Source organism: Desulforhopalus sp. IMCC35007, from assembly GCF_005116575.1.
Taxonomy (GTDB): Bacteria; Desulfobacterota; Desulfobulbia; order Desulfobulbales; family Desulfocapsaceae; genus Desulforhopalus_A.
The window spans coordinates 112,686-129,939 of sequence record NZ_SWCN01000005.1 but is presented as its reverse complement, the minus strand read 5'-3'; the positions used below and the strand labels follow the sequence as shown (position 1 = coordinate 129,939).

Below are 17,254 nucleotides of genomic sequence, written 5' to 3'. Positions count from 1 at the left end.
CAAAATAACAGGTGAAAGATATGAATAAAAAACTTCTCTTGATTCTGTTCTTCATCATTTTCGGTCTCACCTCTTGCAGCACGGTACAGGTAAGTGAAGATTTTGACAGTACCTATAATTTTGCAGGTGCAACCACCTATAACTGGAACAAAGAACTTCAGGCCACAACAGTGGACCTTTTAAAAAATGATGAACTCCTCAAAAATCGTTTTGTAAAGGCCATAGACTCAACGCTTACAACCCAGGGGTATGCTCTATCCGACTCACCTGATTTCCTGGTTTCCTGCACCTATAACATCACCAGTCGCCTGAGAAGTGAACCGATTCAGCCAACCATCGGTGTCGGCTACGGCAGGTATGGGCGCTTTGGCGGCTTTGGCGTCCATTCCGGCAGTACAGTGAGCCAATACGATCGGGGCGAACTGACCATCAATATCCATGAGACCAAAGGCGGCAACTTACTGTGGAAAGGAATTGGAACCCAGGAAGTTTTTACCCATAACAACCCTGAGCAGATCTCTCAATATGTAAACGAAATGGTCAACGCCATACTCTCACAGTTTCCTCCTTCTCAACAATGATGCAGCGCATACAATGATCTCCAGACTTTCACAAATCATTCTTTCAATTTTGGGCTGGAAGGTCGTTACAGAAAAAAACAACAGTACTCAATATATCCTGATAGGTGCGCCACATACCAGCAACTGGGACTTCCCACTCACTCTGCTTTCTATCTGGGCCCTTGGAATTAAATTTTCCTGGGTGGCAAAACACACGCTTTTTGTGGGTCCTCTGGATTATATTTTTCGGAAAATGGGGGGGATTCCCGTCGACCGCAATGTCCGAACCGGATTTTTAAAAAGTATGGTGGATGCTTTTGCTGAAAATGATAAACTGGTGCTGGCAATTGCTCCTGAAGGAACCCGGTCTAAAACTGATCACTGGAAAACCGGCTTTTACACGATTGCTGTCAAGGCAAACGTCGATATTTGCCTGGGCTATATTGATTACCCAAGTAAAACCGTGGGCCTTGGACCCCTTCTGCGGCCAAGCGGCGATATACAAAACGATTTCGAGAAACTCCGAGAATTTTACCAGGATAAAAGCGGTAAATTCCCCGAAAAACAAAGCACCATAACTCTTCGCGATCGGGAGGCTGCAATCCTGCAACGAGAGATAAACAAATCTCGAGCAGCTTCAGCCAGTCAGAATAGCCTTCCCAACCAATAAGCTTACCTCTTCGATAATAAATAATACGGGCTACAATCTCAAACCCCGCTGTCGTATGCTTCGTCTCTTATCCTCTTTTATCGACACTCTTTTCTATCTTTTTATCCAAGGCTTGCAAACCAAGGCCCCCAAGTACCAGGACAAGCCCTGCCAGAGTGGATTTATAGATATGTTCTCCTACCAGATAATGGATAAAAAACAGTGAGATAATGGGAGAAAGAAAAATGAGATTTGCAATCCTGGCCGTATTTTCTGTCAGTTTCATCGCTTGAAGCCAAAAGACGAAAGAGAGCCCCATTTCAAAAATCCCGATATAGGCAGCCCCAAGAAGCCCCGGAGCCACCAGGCCCGTCAGCTCCCCCTGTTGATAAATCACCAGAAAAATCATTGGCACAGCGCAGAAAAAGTTTAAAAACAGGCCAACAACCGGGTCTCTCTTATCCTTGGTGTTAAGCACCCAATAGAGGGCCCAGATCACTGTGGAGGCCAGCGCAAAGCCCACTCCGAGAGGATTATCAAAATGCAGGTCAAGGACCCTGCCCTTTGTCGCAATAACCAGAACCCCAGCATAGCTTGTAAGTACAGCCCACCACTGTCTCTTGCTTACCTTCTGTTTTAAAAACGGGATAGAAAAAAGGGTAAGCGTCAGAGCCCAGGTATAGTTGATGATCTGAGCCTGCTGGGCGGGTAACATGTCGTAGGCTTTAAACAGCACAAGATAATAGGCAAATGGATTGAGGAATCCAAAGCCGATACTCCTCAACAGATCACTCTTTTCAGTCGCCAGCAGTTGAGGGAGTTTATGCTGCACCACGATGATACAAAAGAGTACAGAAACGGAGACGAGAGAGGAAAAAAATAACAGCTGTACAGGGGAAAGATACGAAAGACTGATCTTGCTGGCACTGGCCACAGTCGACCAGAGCGCAATGGTGATCAGTGCATAAATATATGCTTTAGATTGCCGTTTCATAGGCAAGGGTGGTTGGAGTTTGTGCAATGCATACTATAAAATCTCCCCACCCTTTGCCGTTTTATTTTTTATAGATCCTCTGTGAGTTTCGCTTCAACAGAGGTTCAGTTACTTTTGCTTACCAAGGTAGGCTTCCTGAATCCTCTTGGAACTCAGAAGTTCTTCAGATGAGCCGGAATGTACTATCTTACCGACTTCTAAGACATATCCTCTGTTGGCAAGTTTCAGTGCCGCTCTGGCATTTTGTTCAACCAGAAGTACTGTCACTCCAGTCTCTGCAATCTTCCTGATTTGCGTAAAAATGGCTTTCACAAGAATTGGCGCGATCCCAAGACTTGGCTCATCGAGCAGCAGCAGCTCCGGCTTACTCATCAGCGCCCGGCCTATGGCGAGCATCTGCTGTTCTCCTCCGGACAGGGTACCAGCCAGCTGGGCCTTGCGTTCCTGTAACCTTGGAAAAAGATCGTAAACCCAGTTCAGTATCTCCAGGTCCACCTTGCTCTTGGTGTACGCTCCAAGCATCAAATTTTCTTCAACAGTGAGGATATTGAAGACCCTCCTCCCTTCTGGAGAATGAGAGATACCAAGTGAGACCACTTTATGGGCAGGCAGCTTGGTCAACTCATGACCTTTGAATATTATCGATCCTTGTTTTGCCTTAAGCAGCTGACTGATGGTTCTCATGGTGGTGGTTTTACCTGCACCATTTGAACCAAGTATCGTTACAATTTCTCCTTTTTTAACTTCAAGTGAAATTCCTTTAATGGCCGCAATACTGCCATACGACACTTCCAGATCAGATATTTTAAACAGATAGTCACTAGAAGTCATCGTCTTCACTCCCGAGATACGCTTCAATTACAGCAGGATTGCTCTGCACTTCTGCAGGGGTTCCCTCTGCGATTTTACTGCCGAAATTAATAACTGTCAGATACTCCGTCACTTCCATCACCAGATCCATATCATGTTCAATGAGTAAAATGGTGATACCCTTTTCCCGTATACGATAAATAGTCCTGATTAAGGCCTGAGTCTCGTTATCATTGAGTCCTGCCGCCGGTTCGTCGAGTATAAGCAGTTGCGGTTCAACAGCCATGGCTCTGGCCATCTCCACCCGCCGCTGAATCCCATACGAAAGTGAACCGACAGGTGCGGTCGCATATTTGGTAAGGTCAAAAAATTCCAGAAGTTCAAATACCACTTCCCAATTTTTGTGCTCATCTTTTCTCGACCAGGGGGTATGAATTATACCGTGCCAGAGTTTCTGAGCACTTTTAATGTGCCGCCCACTCATCACGTTTTCAGCAACACTCATCTGACTGAAGAGACGGATAGTCTGAAAGGTTCGCACTATTCCCATGCGAACGATTTTATGGGTCGGCAATAAGCGTATTTCCTGCCCTTTCCAGATGATGGATCCTTCCTCACAGGGGTGGATCCCGGTAATGCAGTTAAAGACTGTGGTCTTCCCCGCTCCGTTTGGCCCTATCAATCCGTAAATCTGTCCTTTCTGCACAGTGAGACTTAAGTTATCCACTGCGACCAGACCACCGAAGCGCTTTGTAACATTGGTCAAAATTAAATCATCAGCGGACATACTTATTCCCCTCTGTGAATAAAGGCTTTAGGAATCCGGCCAAATTGAGCAGGCCAGATACCGCGAGGTCTTAATATCATGGTGAAAATCATGGCAAAACCAAAGATAAAATAGCGCCAGGTGGCAAATTCCCTAAAGATCTCAGGAAGCACAAACATGACGAAAACCCCAAGTAATATTCCGGGTACCGATGAGCCGCCCACAATTACAATACTGAAAAAGAGTACAGACTGAATAAAATCAAACGCTTCCGGGCTGACAGCAGAATATTGATTGGCATAGATTGTTCCAGCCATGCCGGCAATACCTGCGCCAAGGGAAAACGAGAATATTTTATATATTCGGGTGTTAATCCCGACACTTCCGGCCGCAAGGTCATCCTCTCTCAGGTAGTGAAGGGCGCGGCCGACTTTGCTGGTTTCTAGATTTCTCAGCACTACAAGGGTCACCAGCAGGGCCAGAAGTGCAGTAAAGTAAGGAGTATATTCCTGAAAGGCACTAAAACCTGGAAACTCCAGCATCTCCAGACCAAAAATTCCGTTTGGTCCCCCGGTAATGCCGCCGAGATTATTCTGTACCGCCTGGACAAAGACGATATTAAAACCGATGGTCACAACCAGAAGATAATCTCCACGGAGATGAATAATGGGTCCGGCAAGCAATATACCAAAAACGGCTGGAATAATAATCGCAAGGGGCAAGGTGTAGAGCAGGGGTATATGCAGCACCGAATTACAGATAGCGGTAGTATAAGCTCCAAGCCCGAAAAATAGTGCCTGGCCCATGTTAAACATGCCCGCCTTACCAAGGACAATATCCTGACTGAGAGCGACGATTGTAAAAATGACAAAGGTTGTTGCAACAGCAAGCCATCGCGAATCCAGGAAGGCAGGAAGCAAGGCCATCACAATAAAAAACAGCGGATATCCGATATGTTGTATTTTTTTCATCATACTTTCTCTGCTACCCTCTCGCCTAGGATTCCTGTAGGTCGGACAATTAAAATTACTATCAGTAGAATAAAGGTAAATGCATCAGACCAGGTGCTTGAGATATAACCTGCGATAAATGCATTGAACAATCCAAGCAATATACCGCCAAGCATAGCTCCCGGGATATTACCAATTCCGCCCATGATCGCGGCGACAAAGGCATAGAGGCCATATTGCCAACCCATATTGAAGGTAATCCCACGATAATACAAACCGATAAACAGGCCGCCGACAGCTCCAAGTGAAGATCCAATAATGAAAATAGTAACAATAATATTGTTGACGTTTATTCCCATTAACCGGGCAGCATCCTGGTCAATGGCACTCGCCCTTATCGCCGTGCCGATCTTGGTCTTTTCCACAAAGAAGTAAAGACCTACCATGAGAAGCATCGACAAAACCATAATAAGAACCTGTATCAGACTCACGACGACACCACCGATATCCCAGATAATGGTCGGAATCAGTTCAGGAAAAATACGCATCTGAGGGCCCCAGATCAGCATTATTCCGTTTTGAATAACCATACTGGCCCCAAGGGCTGAGACAACTGCAGAAAGCCGGGGTGCATTTCGTAAAGGACGGTAGGCAAGCCTCTCCACAGTAAAGCCAAGCAGTGAAATCAAGATAATTGTGAGAGCAAAAACACCGAGAACAACGGCAAAGGAAATTTGACCACCAAGAAGTTCGGAAAAGACAAACAGACCGACAAATGCTGATCCTGCCACCAGATCGCCATGGGCAAAGTTAATCAACTTCATTACACCGTAAACCATGGTATAACCAAGTGCGATCAATGCAAACATGGATCCGATGGTGAGTCCATTAACAAGCTGCTGTAAAAAAATATCCATGGATTATTCACTCGGGGAAAAGGAAAGATTGAGCAGCAGACGGTACACTCTGTCTGCTGCTCTTTGAGCCGTACTATTTATAGACGATTTCGTACGTACCGTCTTTCTGTATCCTATAGGTCATGTAACCACTGCCTACACGGTTGCCATCTGGTGCAAATGAGATTGGACCGGTGATTCCAGGATAATCTTTGAGGGTATGGAGGTATTCAGCCGCTTTTTTAGTATCGAAGCTCTGATTTGTCTCCATTGCATGGATAAATGCACGCATACCATCCACATTGAGAATGGTCCAGATGGAAGGTGGCATCATGTTATACTTTGCCTGATAGGCCGCAAGGAAATCTTTGGCCAGGTCGTATGGGAGCAATTCAGGGGTAGGCACGTTGATGATATAAGCGCCTTCAGCTGCATTTCCGGCAAGTTTGACAAAATCAACGTTGTCGTTTGCGTCACCGCCGATAAAATCGGCCTTAATTCCGAGAGCTACCTGCTGAGAGCGAATCAAACCACCGTCTGAATAGTAACCGGCATAGAAAATAACATCAGGATCTTTAGATTTGAGCTGGGTCAAAACAGGAGTGAAATTCTGGGCTCCCGCCTTTACCTTTTCTCTGGCAACGATATTGCCACCTTGCTTTTTCACTGCGTCTTCAACTGCTGTTGCCAAGCCGTCGGCATAGCTGGAGAAATCAGAAAGAATAGCAATGCGCTGATATTTCTTCTCATTTACCATATACTCTGCAGAAAAGGTTGCTTCAGCACTGTTTGGAAAAGAGTTTCTAAAAAATGTCCAATAGCCGTGCTCGGTCAGAGTATCACTGGTGCCATCGCTTGTCTGCAGAACCCCGGCACGAAAATAGGTTGCCTGAGCGGCCTCAGCACAGGTGGAGGTGTAGGAACCGATAACCATGGAAACACCCTTATTCACCAGATCTTTCGCACAGATTGCAGCTTTCATTGCGGTACCTTCATCATCACATGAAATTACCTCAATTTGCCTGCCCATCACACCGCCTTTTGCATTGATCTGCTCTGCCAAGAGACGAACAGACTGATCGATCCCCTGTCCCTCATTTGCATAGGCACCTGTAATGGGTGCCTGAACCCCGACTTTTAAGGTTTCTTCTGCTAAAAGCGGGCTGGCTACGCAAAGAGAAGCCACCAATGAAAATGCTACTGCCTTGGTCTTCAACATGTTTTCCTCCGATCTAGATTCTCAGATTGGTCTGCAAAATCTGCCAGGAACAATATCCGGACATAATTTCACGAACTGTTTCAGGTTTAAAAGCAAACTCTTCACACATTTGTCCGATTTGCTTAAATACCCAACACCCTCCTTTTAAAACAATTTTTATTACATAAACGTACAAAGACTGAAATTGTATACCATGTTAGTACACAACATTCAATACTGATTTTTCTTTACTGTTCATGCAATAATTTGTTTGCAAGGACAGAGTCATAGTAATCGATATCACAGCAAATGAATAAATTTTTTCCGTAATGGTCTTATTTTTATCTGTACTGTAACCAGGGGTAAAAGTTGATCTTTGCATCTCGTAATCGAAGCACCAGAAAAGATGTTTTCTAAAAAAACTTTGTTCCCAGTCAGGCTCTTATGATACAGTTTACAAAAGATAATCACACATAAATTACAGATACTTCAGAAATAGAATAAGGTGTTTCAATGATAGAAAACCAACCGGATAAACAAAAATTTCTCAAACCCCATATCCATTTCAAGTCAAGCTTTATGAAAATTGGGGAGGATTATACCACCGACAAAATAGCGGTCACGGAACTTGTAAAGGCGCAGACCTTGCTTGCCTCTTTTGAAAACTACGAGTTCTATATGAAACAAGGGTATGACAAAGCACCTTTGGAGCCTGGAGAAAACACGGACTTTGGTGAAGATGGCATCTCTATAATTGCAACCACTGCAGGCTACCCAAAAATCATCAAAATGCGATTGAAAGGGATTGCTGAAATGGTGTCTGTCATCTCGGTTGAGCCTCTGGTCAGCGTCTCAGCTGGTGGGATGAAGGCAATTATGTCCATTCATCCACCGATCAAGGACGTCCCGCCTCCCACTGAGGCTATGGTCCATGAAATTCTCGCTGAACTTGGGATCAGCTACGGCGTAAACGAAGATGCTCTGGCCAAAATTTTTGCCATTTTCAAGGACGGCGAGGTTGAGTTCAACAAGGTCACCTTTGCCAAGGGAAAAGCTGTTGGCAAAAGCGTTGACTCTTACCTTCGCTTTGACATGGAGATCGGCCCTATTGCAGGGACCCTGCTCGACAACGGTTCCATCGATTTTCGCGATAGACGGATCATGGTAGGAGTAAATGCCGGTCAATGCATCGCAACAAAAATTCCCGCAGTTCTGGGGGAACCCGGCATTAACATCTTTGGCCAGGAAACAGCCGCCCGCACCCCGATAGATATAAAAGTACAACCCCTCAATGACGCCAAATTCAATCCGGAAACCGGCCAGGTGATAGCGACCAAAGATGGAGTCCTCTCCATTGTCAATAATAACGTCATTAAAGTACTTTCTCATCAGGTCATAACGGGGGATGTCGACTACACCACCGGGAATGTCGATTCAAAAAACTGTGTAACGATCAACGGCTCAGTTCAGCCGGGGTTCAAGGTAAACACCACAGGCGATCTGAAGATCGGTGGGTCAGTTATGTCCACAACTATCACAGGTGAGGCAAACCTTGTAATATCTGGCGGAATTACAGGAAAAAACAGTCATATTGAAGCAGCAGGTGACTGCGACATACATTTTATTGAACAAGGAACACTCCATTGCGGTGGGCTGTGTGTCATCCGCAAGCAATCCTATTACAGTGAAATAGAGGCCGCAAGTGACATACGCTGCAAGCCAGGGAGTAAAATAATTGGCGGTTCACTTGTAGCCGGTGGCAGTATTACCCTCTTTGATGTCGGCGCAGACACCTCAAATCCATCTGTTATTGCCGCAGGCGTTGTTGCCTCCAGGCTGAAACACTTCACAGAACTCAAACAGAGTATTGTGGAGCAGGAAGAGGAGATCATCAGCTGGCTTCAGCGCTATAAGGGAACCTCCAACTCGAAAAAAGTAAAACAAATGGAACAGAAACTGGCAGATACCAAACTCGCCAGGATTCGGCTCAACCTGATACCGGGAACAGGCATCTACTCAAGAGCGGCAGGCCCAGATGACCTAATAGATCCAGACACTGATGATTACAAAGCAGAAGGAGGCATCCCCATCGAGGAGATTACCATCGACGTGCATGGAGCAATTTACAGAGACACCGAGGTCAGAATCGGCAACCGCAGCTTAAAACTTGAAAAGACGGTCACAAACCGACAATTCAAACTGCATCCTACTGGGAAAAGAATAATAGCAACCCCGTTGAAAAAATCGTAAACACCCTCGACAATAGGTTCCAACTGCATCCTGAGTGGCCGAGGCAGTTGGGTCATCACCGGGAACCGCTACCCTCTCACCCGCCTCAGAAAGCTTTTGACAAAACCGAGACGGTGACCATATCTGGCCTTCACATAATAACCAAGAGCTCCAAAATAGTGTAAAAGAGACAACACTATAAGACAACGTACTCCCGGCCCCCCCCTTAGATTTCCAATGGGTACCACTTTACCAAAAGCAGAGATTTTAATGAGCCGGAACATCTCATTTCCCGTTAATTCAAATCTTTTGTTCAACACCGGTTTCATTCGTTAATCCTCTCCCTTAAGTGCCGGAAAAAACATCGTACTCTCAACAACGGGCTAAAGCGCAGTTGCCACTGGGGCCGGTCCCAGAGGGGGACAAAACCTTTACTAAAATCAGCCTTGGGTTGTTTCTGCCCGTGGAAATCATCGAGGTGATGCTGATTTCTGATCCGAAAAATTTCTTTGGCTTTTGGAAAAGCCAGCTTGCTGACAAGCAGGGAATTTATCCAGGGACGATAATCTGTAAGAGAATAGTTTAACATGGCCGCCGCCGCGCCAAAGCGTTTGGCAGAATCGTAAATTCCCTGCTGCAAGGGAGCAAAATAGCGGTCCTGGGCCAGTTCAGATTGACCAATTTCGTCATCGGTCTGGCGAAAGATCAGCTCATAGCCATCCTCGGTCAGCTTGTAACCATTGAGGGTTGGATATGGCGCCCTGCACGCCTCTTCAAAAATGTCGCGGGCGTAAAACAGGGTTGAGCCCGCAAGATCAAACCTATCACGGTCATAGATGACACCTTCTATACTGTTTTTCTCGCTGGTATCGTAGGGAATACCTCTGGTCGCCCCAAAGAGATATCCGTGACATTTAGGCTTATCTTCTCTGTGGGCAATGGCCTCAAAGAGAAACCGCTGGATCGAACCAAGCCAGCCTATATCGACAATGGCAACATCCTTATGCCTGAACAGACCAACATCTTCAAAATATCTAAGCATGGCACAATTGGCATCACCAGTCTGGGCCTTTACCTCGGCCTGAAAACCAGGATCTTCAAGCATTGCTTCAAATTTTTTGCGGTTCTCCGGGTCATATCCATCATGGATATGACTGAGACAGGTTTCTTCAGATAGACCAAAAGACTCCAGGCAGGAGTGAAATTTGTTAGAATCAAGACTGAAGATTCTGCAGACATCTCTGAAATCACGGTTCCCTGAGGGTAAAAAGGCAATGTCCGCTTTTGTTTGAGTCAGGCCTGAAAAAGCGCACGAAGCACCCGCAAGGGCCATCCTACTCACATACAGGTACTCGATTTCAGGCAAACCTCCTTCGGGGTACAGGGCGGGCATGGCCTGCTCCCAGTACCTTTTAAAGGTCCACCCTTCTCTAGATAGAAAGAAGATCTTGGTTATGTTTTTTTCCAGACAGATCTCGGCGATTCTCTGGACAAAAAGGCCAATCATGGGGCCTATGAAATTATATCCTTCGATGTAAAGAGGTGATTGGTCTATGTTTTCCCCTTCATGGGGAGCCATCAACTGCTGCAGTACCCTCCCCCGCCAAAAAGGCTTACCGTCACTGTAATTATAGATTCGCTTGACAATGGACTTTCTCTGCGCTTCTTTCGGATCAGAAATTATAAGAGCATCAACGCCGGCCTCAACGGCACGCAACCCATCGGAAAAACCATTATCACCGATGTGCAGCCAATCCTTGCAATCTATCCTGTATTTTTCTGCAACCATCTGGTAGGCCTTGCCTGAGGCCTTTGCCAGAAAGGTATCGGCCGATCCAATCACATCTTCAACAAAGTCGAGCAGACCCGCGTGGGCCACCAGTTTTCGTAAGTGACTTGCAGGAAGATACATATCAGAAATAATAAAAATCCGTTTACCTGAGGCGGCCAGTTCCTTGAGCCAGGAAACCAGTTCCCTGCGGGGCACCAGCATACTGTTTTCCATAAACAGCTCATACTCTGTCACCTGATCGAGCAATTGCGCCCCTGTCTCTTCACCGAAAATCCGGGCAAGCAGTTCTCCCATAAATTCAGGATAACAGGCCTCATGATCCTCAAATTTTTTTCCTGTTGCGGCCCTGTGATTGCCTTCTATCTCATCCCGCATTGCCTGAACTTTCTGCCAGCCTATGATACAGTTGTATCTCTTTGACAGTTTGGAGATAAATCTTGCAACCGGAAGTTTGACCAGATCCGGATCATGAATACGCCGAATCAAAAGTGTGTCGAACAGGTCGAAACTGATAACCTTTTTACTTTCGGCAATACTCCGGCCTTTTTTAACCAGGCTTTTGAGGCAATAATAGGTTTGAAAATCCATGAGAGAAATATATTAATTATATATGTATTACTTTAGTTTTTTTCCTACCCAGACTTTCAGGCTATGGGCAAGATTTTTAGCGGCAGGAACAACTCCCTGGGCTTTTTCAGGAGAAAGGAGAGACCTGACATCATACAATTCATTGCCCAGTTCAATTAAACGCTCCGCTCCCGCTGCAACGAACACCCGGTATTCTTGTGGTATTTTTTCTGCGGTATATTTAGCTATCAGCGCCTGATCCTGTTCACGGCCAAGAATTGCTGCTTCCCCGAGAGTATTGCCGTCGTGGATGCGGTAGTAGAGAAGCTTTTCATCTTCCATATAGTGTACCCGATCAGGAAAACTGAGCATCATCCTGAAAATATAATCATAGTCATGGAGGTATCTCAGGGAGCAGAATTTACCTACCGCACGGGCTGCCGTCGCAGTCATGAAGAGATTAGAGGTCGTGACCATAAAATTACCTTTTAAAAAGGCCGTATACATATCCCCAACCTCTCTATAATAGCTCCTGTTCTTCTGATGCCAGATATTCCAGCCAAATTCCGGATCCGTGAACTCCTGGCCGCTATCTGAAATTGGAATGACATCGGTTATGACACATTCGCTGCCATGAAGCTTTTGAAAAGCGAGAATTTTTTCAAACCTATCGACGGTGTAAACATCGTCTGAATTCAGGATAGCAACGTAGCGTCCTCTCACAAGGGAAAGACCTCGGTTGATGGTGTTATAGGCATCCTGATTTTCCTGATCATAATAACGAAGCCGAGGGTCCTTATAACTCTGAACAATCTCTCCTGTAGAATCCGTTGAACCGTCATTGATTACGATGAGCTCAAGATCGTGGACCGTTTGCTCCAGAACACTGTCAATGGCCGCACCGATGAACTTTTCATGATTATACGCAGGAATAATAACTGAGATCAGCGGGGACTGGGATTTCTCAAGTGACATCAATACCACCAAAATATTGAGCCGACCCTTGGCCTGGCTCGTTTTCTCTGTAAAGGTCTACTCCGGATCTTTGAGGCAAATACGGCAGTTCAACAAGTCCATCCAACGCCGCCATGACCTTGCCGGCTTCCCGTAGTTTATCTGCAGGGTGGGCAAGATAGAACCACGGGAACACTGCTGACATCAGCATGTATGCGCTTTAACACCTTCTCCATGGATTTCGGGGCCAGTGAAGCGCCAGGGCTCATGTTATCTTTGCCAAATTGGGGCTTTTCTGCCGCCCTCTCCGAACCATGCTTTACTAATGAAATCTGAGGATCAAGTCAAGGTTTTGTTCAGGAAACTCCTCAATGGCTCTCTGTTTTGCCCTCCTCAGACTTTTTCCCGTAATCCTTCACGGTCAAGAAGAGTGATCTTCTTACCATTCACCTCAATCAACCCTTCATCACTCATCTTGGCGAAGATTCTGGAAAGAGTTTCAGGGATTGTCCCCAAAAGACTGGCCAGTTGTCCCTTGGAGATATCCAGTTCTACAATATCAACATCCCCCTGTTCTTCGCTGAGATATATGAGATAGCTGGCCAGGCGGGCGGGCACTTCTTTTAAGGATAAATTCTCTATCTGGGTTGCAAATTTTCTAAGACGAAGGGAGAGTACCGCCAGCATATTAAGGGCAAGGGAAGGATTGGCCTCCACCAAAGACACAAACTTATCTCGGGGGAAAAAGAGAGTCCTCGTCTTCATAAGGGCCTCGGCCGTTGCTGGAAACGGTCTTCCGTTAAAGACGGGTACTTCTCCAAAAGGTTCACCGCCACTAAAAATATGCAGGATATGTTCTTTCCCGGCAAAAGAAATTTTGGAAATCTTCACCTTTCCCTGACCAACAACATAGAAGCCTATGCCCAAATCCCCTTCAAAAAATATGTTTTCTCCCTTCTCATAATTTTTTATCACTGCAATTTCGGCAAGTGCCTCGATCTGATCTGCAGGTAAACCATCAAAGAGGATGCTCGAGTTAATAATTTCCGTTTTATTCATATTTTCCCCATGCCAGAGCTTTTGTTATACGCTAAAGTTTTCGGTGGCAGTTACTTCCAAGTCACCTTTAATATAATTCAGAGACACTCAATACAGCCCAGCTTGTTTGTCGTCCACCAGAGCGCTTATCCGTTCACTTTATGAACCTGAATCAGGGCCCGAAAATGATTCTGTACTGTTATAGCCTCTATACAAAATATATCGTTTTACAGCGTTGACTGACTTCGCCAATTGCTAAAAGATTGCCATAGAGGTACATAAAGACATGCACAGAAATACTCCAAAGCTACAATGAACAACACAAGAAAAATCATTCACATCGACATGGATGCATTTTTTGCAAGCGTCGAGCAGAGAGACCACCCTGAATTCCGGGGCCAGCCACTGGTCGTTGGCGGACGACCTGAGAGCCGTGGCGTTGTCGCAGCCTGCTCCTATGAAGCCCGGAAATTTGGTATCCACTCGGCCATGCCCTGCTCAAAAGCCGTTCGCCTGTGTCGCCACCTGATCTTTACCCGGCCACGGATGGAGAGATACAGGGAAGTATCTGCCCAGATCATGGCTATTTTCAATGAACATACTGAAATAATAGAACCTCTTTCTCTGGATGAGGCATTTTTAGATGTTACTGAAAATTTGCAGAATCAGCCGTCCGCCACGATTATTGCCAACGAAATTCGGCAGAAAATATACACTCGACTGGGACTGACCAGCTCTGCAGGGGTTTCATACAACAAATTTATCGCCAAAATTGCCTCCGATGTCAATAAGCCCAATGGAATTAAGACCGTGCCTCCAGAGAAAGCGGTTGAGTTTATCGCCAATCTTCCCATCGGTAAGTTTTTTGGTGTCGGCAAAGTGACTGAACAAAAAATGTTCAAACTCGGCATTCAAAAAGGGGCCGATCTGTTTCAGTTTGATCTGGACTTACTCACCTTTCACTTTGGCAAAGCTGGTAGTTTTCTTTATAAAATCGTCCGAGGAATTGACGACAGACCCGTTGAGCCGCAGCGAGAGCGTAAATCCATCGGCAGTGAAACAACGCTTTCTGCAGATACCAGTGACCTAAAAGAGATCAACACTATTTTAGTATCTCTTTCTGACAAGCTTGAGGCCGCAATGACAAAGAAACACTGCGGCGGCTACACCCTGACCCTGAAAATCAGATACCATGATTTTGTGACGATCTCCCGTTCGCAAACATTGAAAACCCCTATGTTCACGAGCAATGACATACAATACATTCTCCCTCGTCTACTGGTGGCAAGCAATGTCAGCAACAAACCGGTTCGACTCCTGGGTCTGTCAATTTCCAGGCTGATCGACAGAAATTCAAGAGCTATCCAGTTGCCGCTCCCCTTTATTTCCCCAAAGATGCTTGATCAATATAATGAAGGTGATTAATCTATCTGCGCATTCTACACGCCCGTTCTACTAACAATTTACCATACAACGCTTCATGAAAGACCTCATCTCGGCCATAGTAAATATTTTCAGATATACCGGCAAATTCTTTACAATCCTCAGAAACACATTTTTCAATCTGCTCTTTCTCCTTTTCATAGGTATAGTTGTCTTCTCATTTTTGCCAACCGGGGACAAAACCGAGGGAAAACCAAAGCAAAACAGCATACTCAGTCTTGATATTTCTGGGAATATCGTGGAAGAGCGTAAGATTCTCAGCTCCATTGAAAAATTATTTGAAGATCCATTTTTGGGCCAGTCTCAGCAGCAGGAGACCCTGCTTCAGGACCTCCTGGATGTTATTGAAGCCAGTACCACTGATGATCAGATTCAGGCCATTGTTCTTAACCTCAAACATATGGACAAAGCCGGATTGAATCAGTTGGAGAGGATCGGAGAAGCCCTGAACAAATTTAAAAAGAGCGGTAAAGAAATTGTTGCCACCGAGGATTACTATACCCAGGCCCAATATTTTCTGGCTTCTTTTGCAAGTTCCATAATTATCAACCCCATGGGTGGCGTTGATATTCATGGAATTGGGGTCTATCGTCTGTATTTTAAAGATGCAATTGATAAACTGAAAATCAACTACAATATCTTCAAGGTTGGCACCTATAAATCAGCCCTTGAACCTTTCACCAGAACCGGCATGTCAGAACAGGATCAGCTGCAAAATGAAGCATGGCTGGCAAAACTCTGGCAGGGCTACAGCAATATTGTAACCGAGAACCGGAAAATCAACTCCTTCCAGCTTCGCAGATATACCAATAATATCGCAGAGGAATTATCAAAAGTCCAGGGCAATACAGCCCAACTTGCACTCAACATGGGACTCGTCGATCACATCATGACCCGAACCCAGGTCAAAGAGTACTTAAGCGCCCTGTGTAACTGCAAAAACAGCAGTCCGCCGATAACCAGCACCCAGAAATACCTTGAAACGGTCTCCCCCTCATACACCCCCGATGGGTCAGGACAACAAGGTATTGGTGTGATTGTGGCTGAAGGCAATATCCTCCCCGGAAAACAGCCAACGGGCTTTATCGGAGCAGATTCTCTGTCAGCACTCATCGATAAGGCAAGAGAGGATTCGACAATCAAAGCACTGGTACTGCGGATAAACAGTGGCGGCGGCTCTGCATTTGCCTCAGAAGTCATCAGGCAGTCACTGCTTGAATACAAAAAAACAAACAAGCCTCTTGTCGTCTCCATGGGTACTGTTGCTGCTTCTGGTGGGTACTGGATAGCCGCCGATGCGGATGAAATCTGGGCAGAGTCTTCGACAATCACAGGCTCAATTGGAATATTCGGAGCAATTCCCACCTTTGAAAATACCCTTGATTCCCTTGGCATATACAGTGACGGCATAGGTACCACGCCTGTAGCCTCCGGTCTCAATCTGACCAGACCTCTTGCACAGCCTATTAAAGATTCTATTCAACAGAATATCGAATACAATTATGGACAATTTTTAGACATCGTCTCAAGTGGTCGTGGGATTGAACGGCAGGACGTTGAAAAAATCGCTGAAGGGCGCGTCTATGACGGAATTTCAGCAGCAGATATTGGTCTTGTCGACAGCATAGGGTCTCTGACCGACGGGATAAAAGCTGCCGGCAGGCTTGCCGGGCTTTCCGATGATAAGGCTCGTTACATTCAACCACCCGCTTCAGTCAAAGAGCAGCTGTTGCAATATTTTTCAGCCAGCGTAAAATCCTTGCCGGTCATCATTGAGTCCCACTGGTTCAGGGAGATACAAAAGATCCTGACCCTTCAACTGCCACCTGCCCTCAGTCTTGAAGACCCTTTTGGGGTTTATGCAATTTGCGAAATAAAGCCATTTCTAAACTGATTGCAGCAAAAGAGCAGTAAGATGCACAAATGACCTGCACTATGCCAGTGCAGGTCATTTTGCCCGGAATGAAAACCTCAGGTCTGATCCGATTCTGTAGGTCCTTGAGGTTTTAAGGAAAGACTTTCCATTGAGAACCGGACCCACTTCCAATCGTTGTCCAGAATCCTATAGCCAACTGTAAAGCCTTCGCCATTAGAAGAGAGTTTCGACCAGCGTGGAACAACTATAATTTTATAGTAATTGTCACCTTCAGAAAAGATAGCTCGATATATCTTAGCCTCATCACAAAAAAGCTCTGGAACCTTGCTCATGCTAAAGCCCTGGGCTGATAAATCCTCAACGTCCCCTTTGAAAACAGATTTATTTTCAGCAAGCTGGCATACGAATCCATCTATTCTAGCCCTACGAAACTTTCTCGTACGTCTGCCAAAAATTAATTCAATATCTCCCTGCACGCTCGTATTCTCCATACCCGTTCAGTATATGCTCTGTTTTGTAATTTCATGTAGAG

17 protein-coding genes are annotated in these 17,254 nt (G+C 45.6%); 5 read left to right on the top strand and 12 right to left on the bottom strand.

Annotated features, from left to right (window positions below):
* Nucleotides 1–20: 20 nt before the first annotated feature.
* Together FCL48_RS07260 and FCL48_RS07255 are read left to right on the top strand one after the other, a co-directional pair.
* Nucleotides 21–581 (top strand): DUF4136 domain-containing protein, encoded by a 561-nt coding sequence (locus tag FCL48_RS07260; protein WP_136871593.1) that lies wholly within the window; start codon nt 21–23, stop codon nt 579–581.
* A 13-nt stretch (nt 582–594) separates the two neighbouring features.
* Nucleotides 595–1,230, top strand: coding sequence for a lysophospholipid acyltransferase family protein (locus tag FCL48_RS07255; RefSeq protein ID WP_136871592.1), 636 nt, complete (start codon nt 595–597; stop codon nt 1,228–1,230).
* Nucleotides 1,231–1,297: 67 nt separating this feature from the next.
* Here FCL48_RS07255 and FCL48_RS07250 read toward each other — a convergent pair whose 3' ends face one another.
* The 6 genes from FCL48_RS07250 to FCL48_RS07225 form a co-directional block, all read right to left on the bottom strand.
* The gene (locus FCL48_RS07250) at nt 1,298–2,203 is read right to left on the bottom strand and encodes a DMT family transporter (RefSeq protein ID WP_136871591.1); all 906 of its coding nucleotides are present in this window, start codon (nt 2,201–2,203) and stop codon (nt 1,298–1,300) included.
* Nucleotides 2,204–2,311: 108 nt separating this feature from the next.
* Complete coding sequence (locus FCL48_RS07245; RefSeq protein ID WP_136871590.1) at nt 2,312–3,034, bottom strand: ABC transporter ATP-binding protein; 723 nt, start codon at nt 3,032–3,034, stop codon at nt 2,312–2,314.
* Nucleotides 3,024–3,800 (bottom strand): ABC transporter ATP-binding protein, encoded by a 777-nt coding sequence (locus FCL48_RS07240; RefSeq protein WP_136871589.1) that lies wholly within the window; start codon nt 3,798–3,800, stop codon nt 3,024–3,026. Before FCL48_RS07240 ends, FCL48_RS07245 begins: the two co-directional genes overlap by 11 nt.
* A 2-nt stretch (nt 3,801–3,802) precedes the next feature.
* The gene (locus FCL48_RS07235; protein ID WP_136871588.1) at nt 3,803–4,753 is read right to left on the bottom strand and encodes a branched-chain amino acid ABC transporter permease; all 951 of its coding nucleotides are present in this window, start codon (nt 4,751–4,753) and stop codon (nt 3,803–3,805) included.
* A complete protein-coding gene (locus FCL48_RS07230; protein WP_136871587.1) occupies nt 4,750–5,646 on the bottom strand; it encodes a branched-chain amino acid ABC transporter permease in 897 nt (298 codons plus the stop codon). The genes FCL48_RS07235 and FCL48_RS07230 overlap by 4 nt, the downstream gene beginning before the upstream one ends.
* A 73-nt stretch (nt 5,647–5,719) precedes the next feature.
* Complete coding sequence (locus tag FCL48_RS07225; RefSeq protein WP_136871586.1) at nt 5,720–6,844, bottom strand: branched-chain amino acid ABC transporter substrate-binding protein; 1,125 nt, start codon at nt 6,842–6,844, stop codon at nt 5,720–5,722.
* A 492-nt stretch (nt 6,845–7,336) separates the two neighbouring features.
* On the opposite strand from FCL48_RS07225, the gene FCL48_RS07220 reads away from it, so the two are divergent.
* Entirely contained in the window at nt 7,337–9,073 is a 1,737-nt protein-coding gene (locus FCL48_RS07220; protein WP_136871585.1) for a DUF342 domain-containing protein, read from the top strand.
* 68 nt (nt 9,074–9,141) lie between these two features.
* Here FCL48_RS07220 and FCL48_RS07215 read toward each other — a convergent pair whose 3' ends face one another.
* From FCL48_RS07215 to FCL48_RS07195, 5 genes are all read right to left on the bottom strand, one after another.
* The gene (locus FCL48_RS07215) at nt 9,142–9,381 is read right to left on the bottom strand and encodes a hypothetical protein (RefSeq protein WP_136871584.1); all 240 of its coding nucleotides are present in this window, start codon (nt 9,379–9,381) and stop codon (nt 9,142–9,144) included.
* A complete protein-coding gene (locus FCL48_RS07210) occupies nt 9,378–11,432 on the bottom strand; it encodes an HAD-IA family hydrolase (RefSeq protein WP_136871583.1) in 2,055 nt (684 codons plus the stop codon). The genes FCL48_RS07215 and FCL48_RS07210 overlap by 4 nt, the downstream gene beginning before the upstream one ends.
* A 27-nt stretch (nt 11,433–11,459) precedes the next feature.
* A complete protein-coding gene (locus FCL48_RS07205; RefSeq protein WP_136871582.1) occupies nt 11,460–12,386 on the bottom strand; it encodes a glycosyltransferase family A protein in 927 nt (308 codons plus the stop codon).
* Entirely contained in the window at nt 12,376–12,570 is a 195-nt protein-coding gene (locus FCL48_RS07200; RefSeq protein ID WP_136871581.1) for a hypothetical protein, read from the bottom strand. Before FCL48_RS07200 ends, FCL48_RS07205 begins: the two co-directional genes overlap by 11 nt.
* A gap of 188 nt (nt 12,571–12,758) precedes the next feature.
* A complete protein-coding gene (locus FCL48_RS07195; RefSeq protein WP_136871580.1) occupies nt 12,759–13,424 on the bottom strand; it encodes a Crp/Fnr family transcriptional regulator in 666 nt (221 codons plus the stop codon).
* Between the two features lie 291 nt (nt 13,425–13,715).
* Here FCL48_RS07195 and dinB point away from each other — a divergent pair, with 291 nt between their 5' ends.
* A complete protein-coding gene (gene dinB, locus FCL48_RS07190) occupies nt 13,716–14,828 on the top strand; it encodes a DNA polymerase IV (RefSeq protein ID WP_136871579.1) in 1,113 nt (370 codons plus the stop codon).
* A gap of 55 nt (nt 14,829–14,883) precedes the next feature.
* Nucleotides 14,884–16,740, top strand: coding sequence for a signal peptide peptidase SppA (gene sppA / locus FCL48_RS07185; protein WP_136871578.1), 1,857 nt, complete (start codon nt 14,884–14,886; stop codon nt 16,738–16,740).
* A 77-nt stretch (nt 16,741–16,817) separates the two neighbouring features.
* Here sppA and FCL48_RS07180 read toward each other — a convergent pair whose 3' ends face one another.
* The gene (locus tag FCL48_RS07180) at nt 16,818–17,213 is read right to left on the bottom strand and encodes a hypothetical protein (RefSeq protein ID WP_169309120.1); all 396 of its coding nucleotides are present in this window, start codon (nt 17,211–17,213) and stop codon (nt 16,818–16,820) included.
* Between the last annotated feature and the right edge of the window lie 41 nt (nt 17,214–17,254).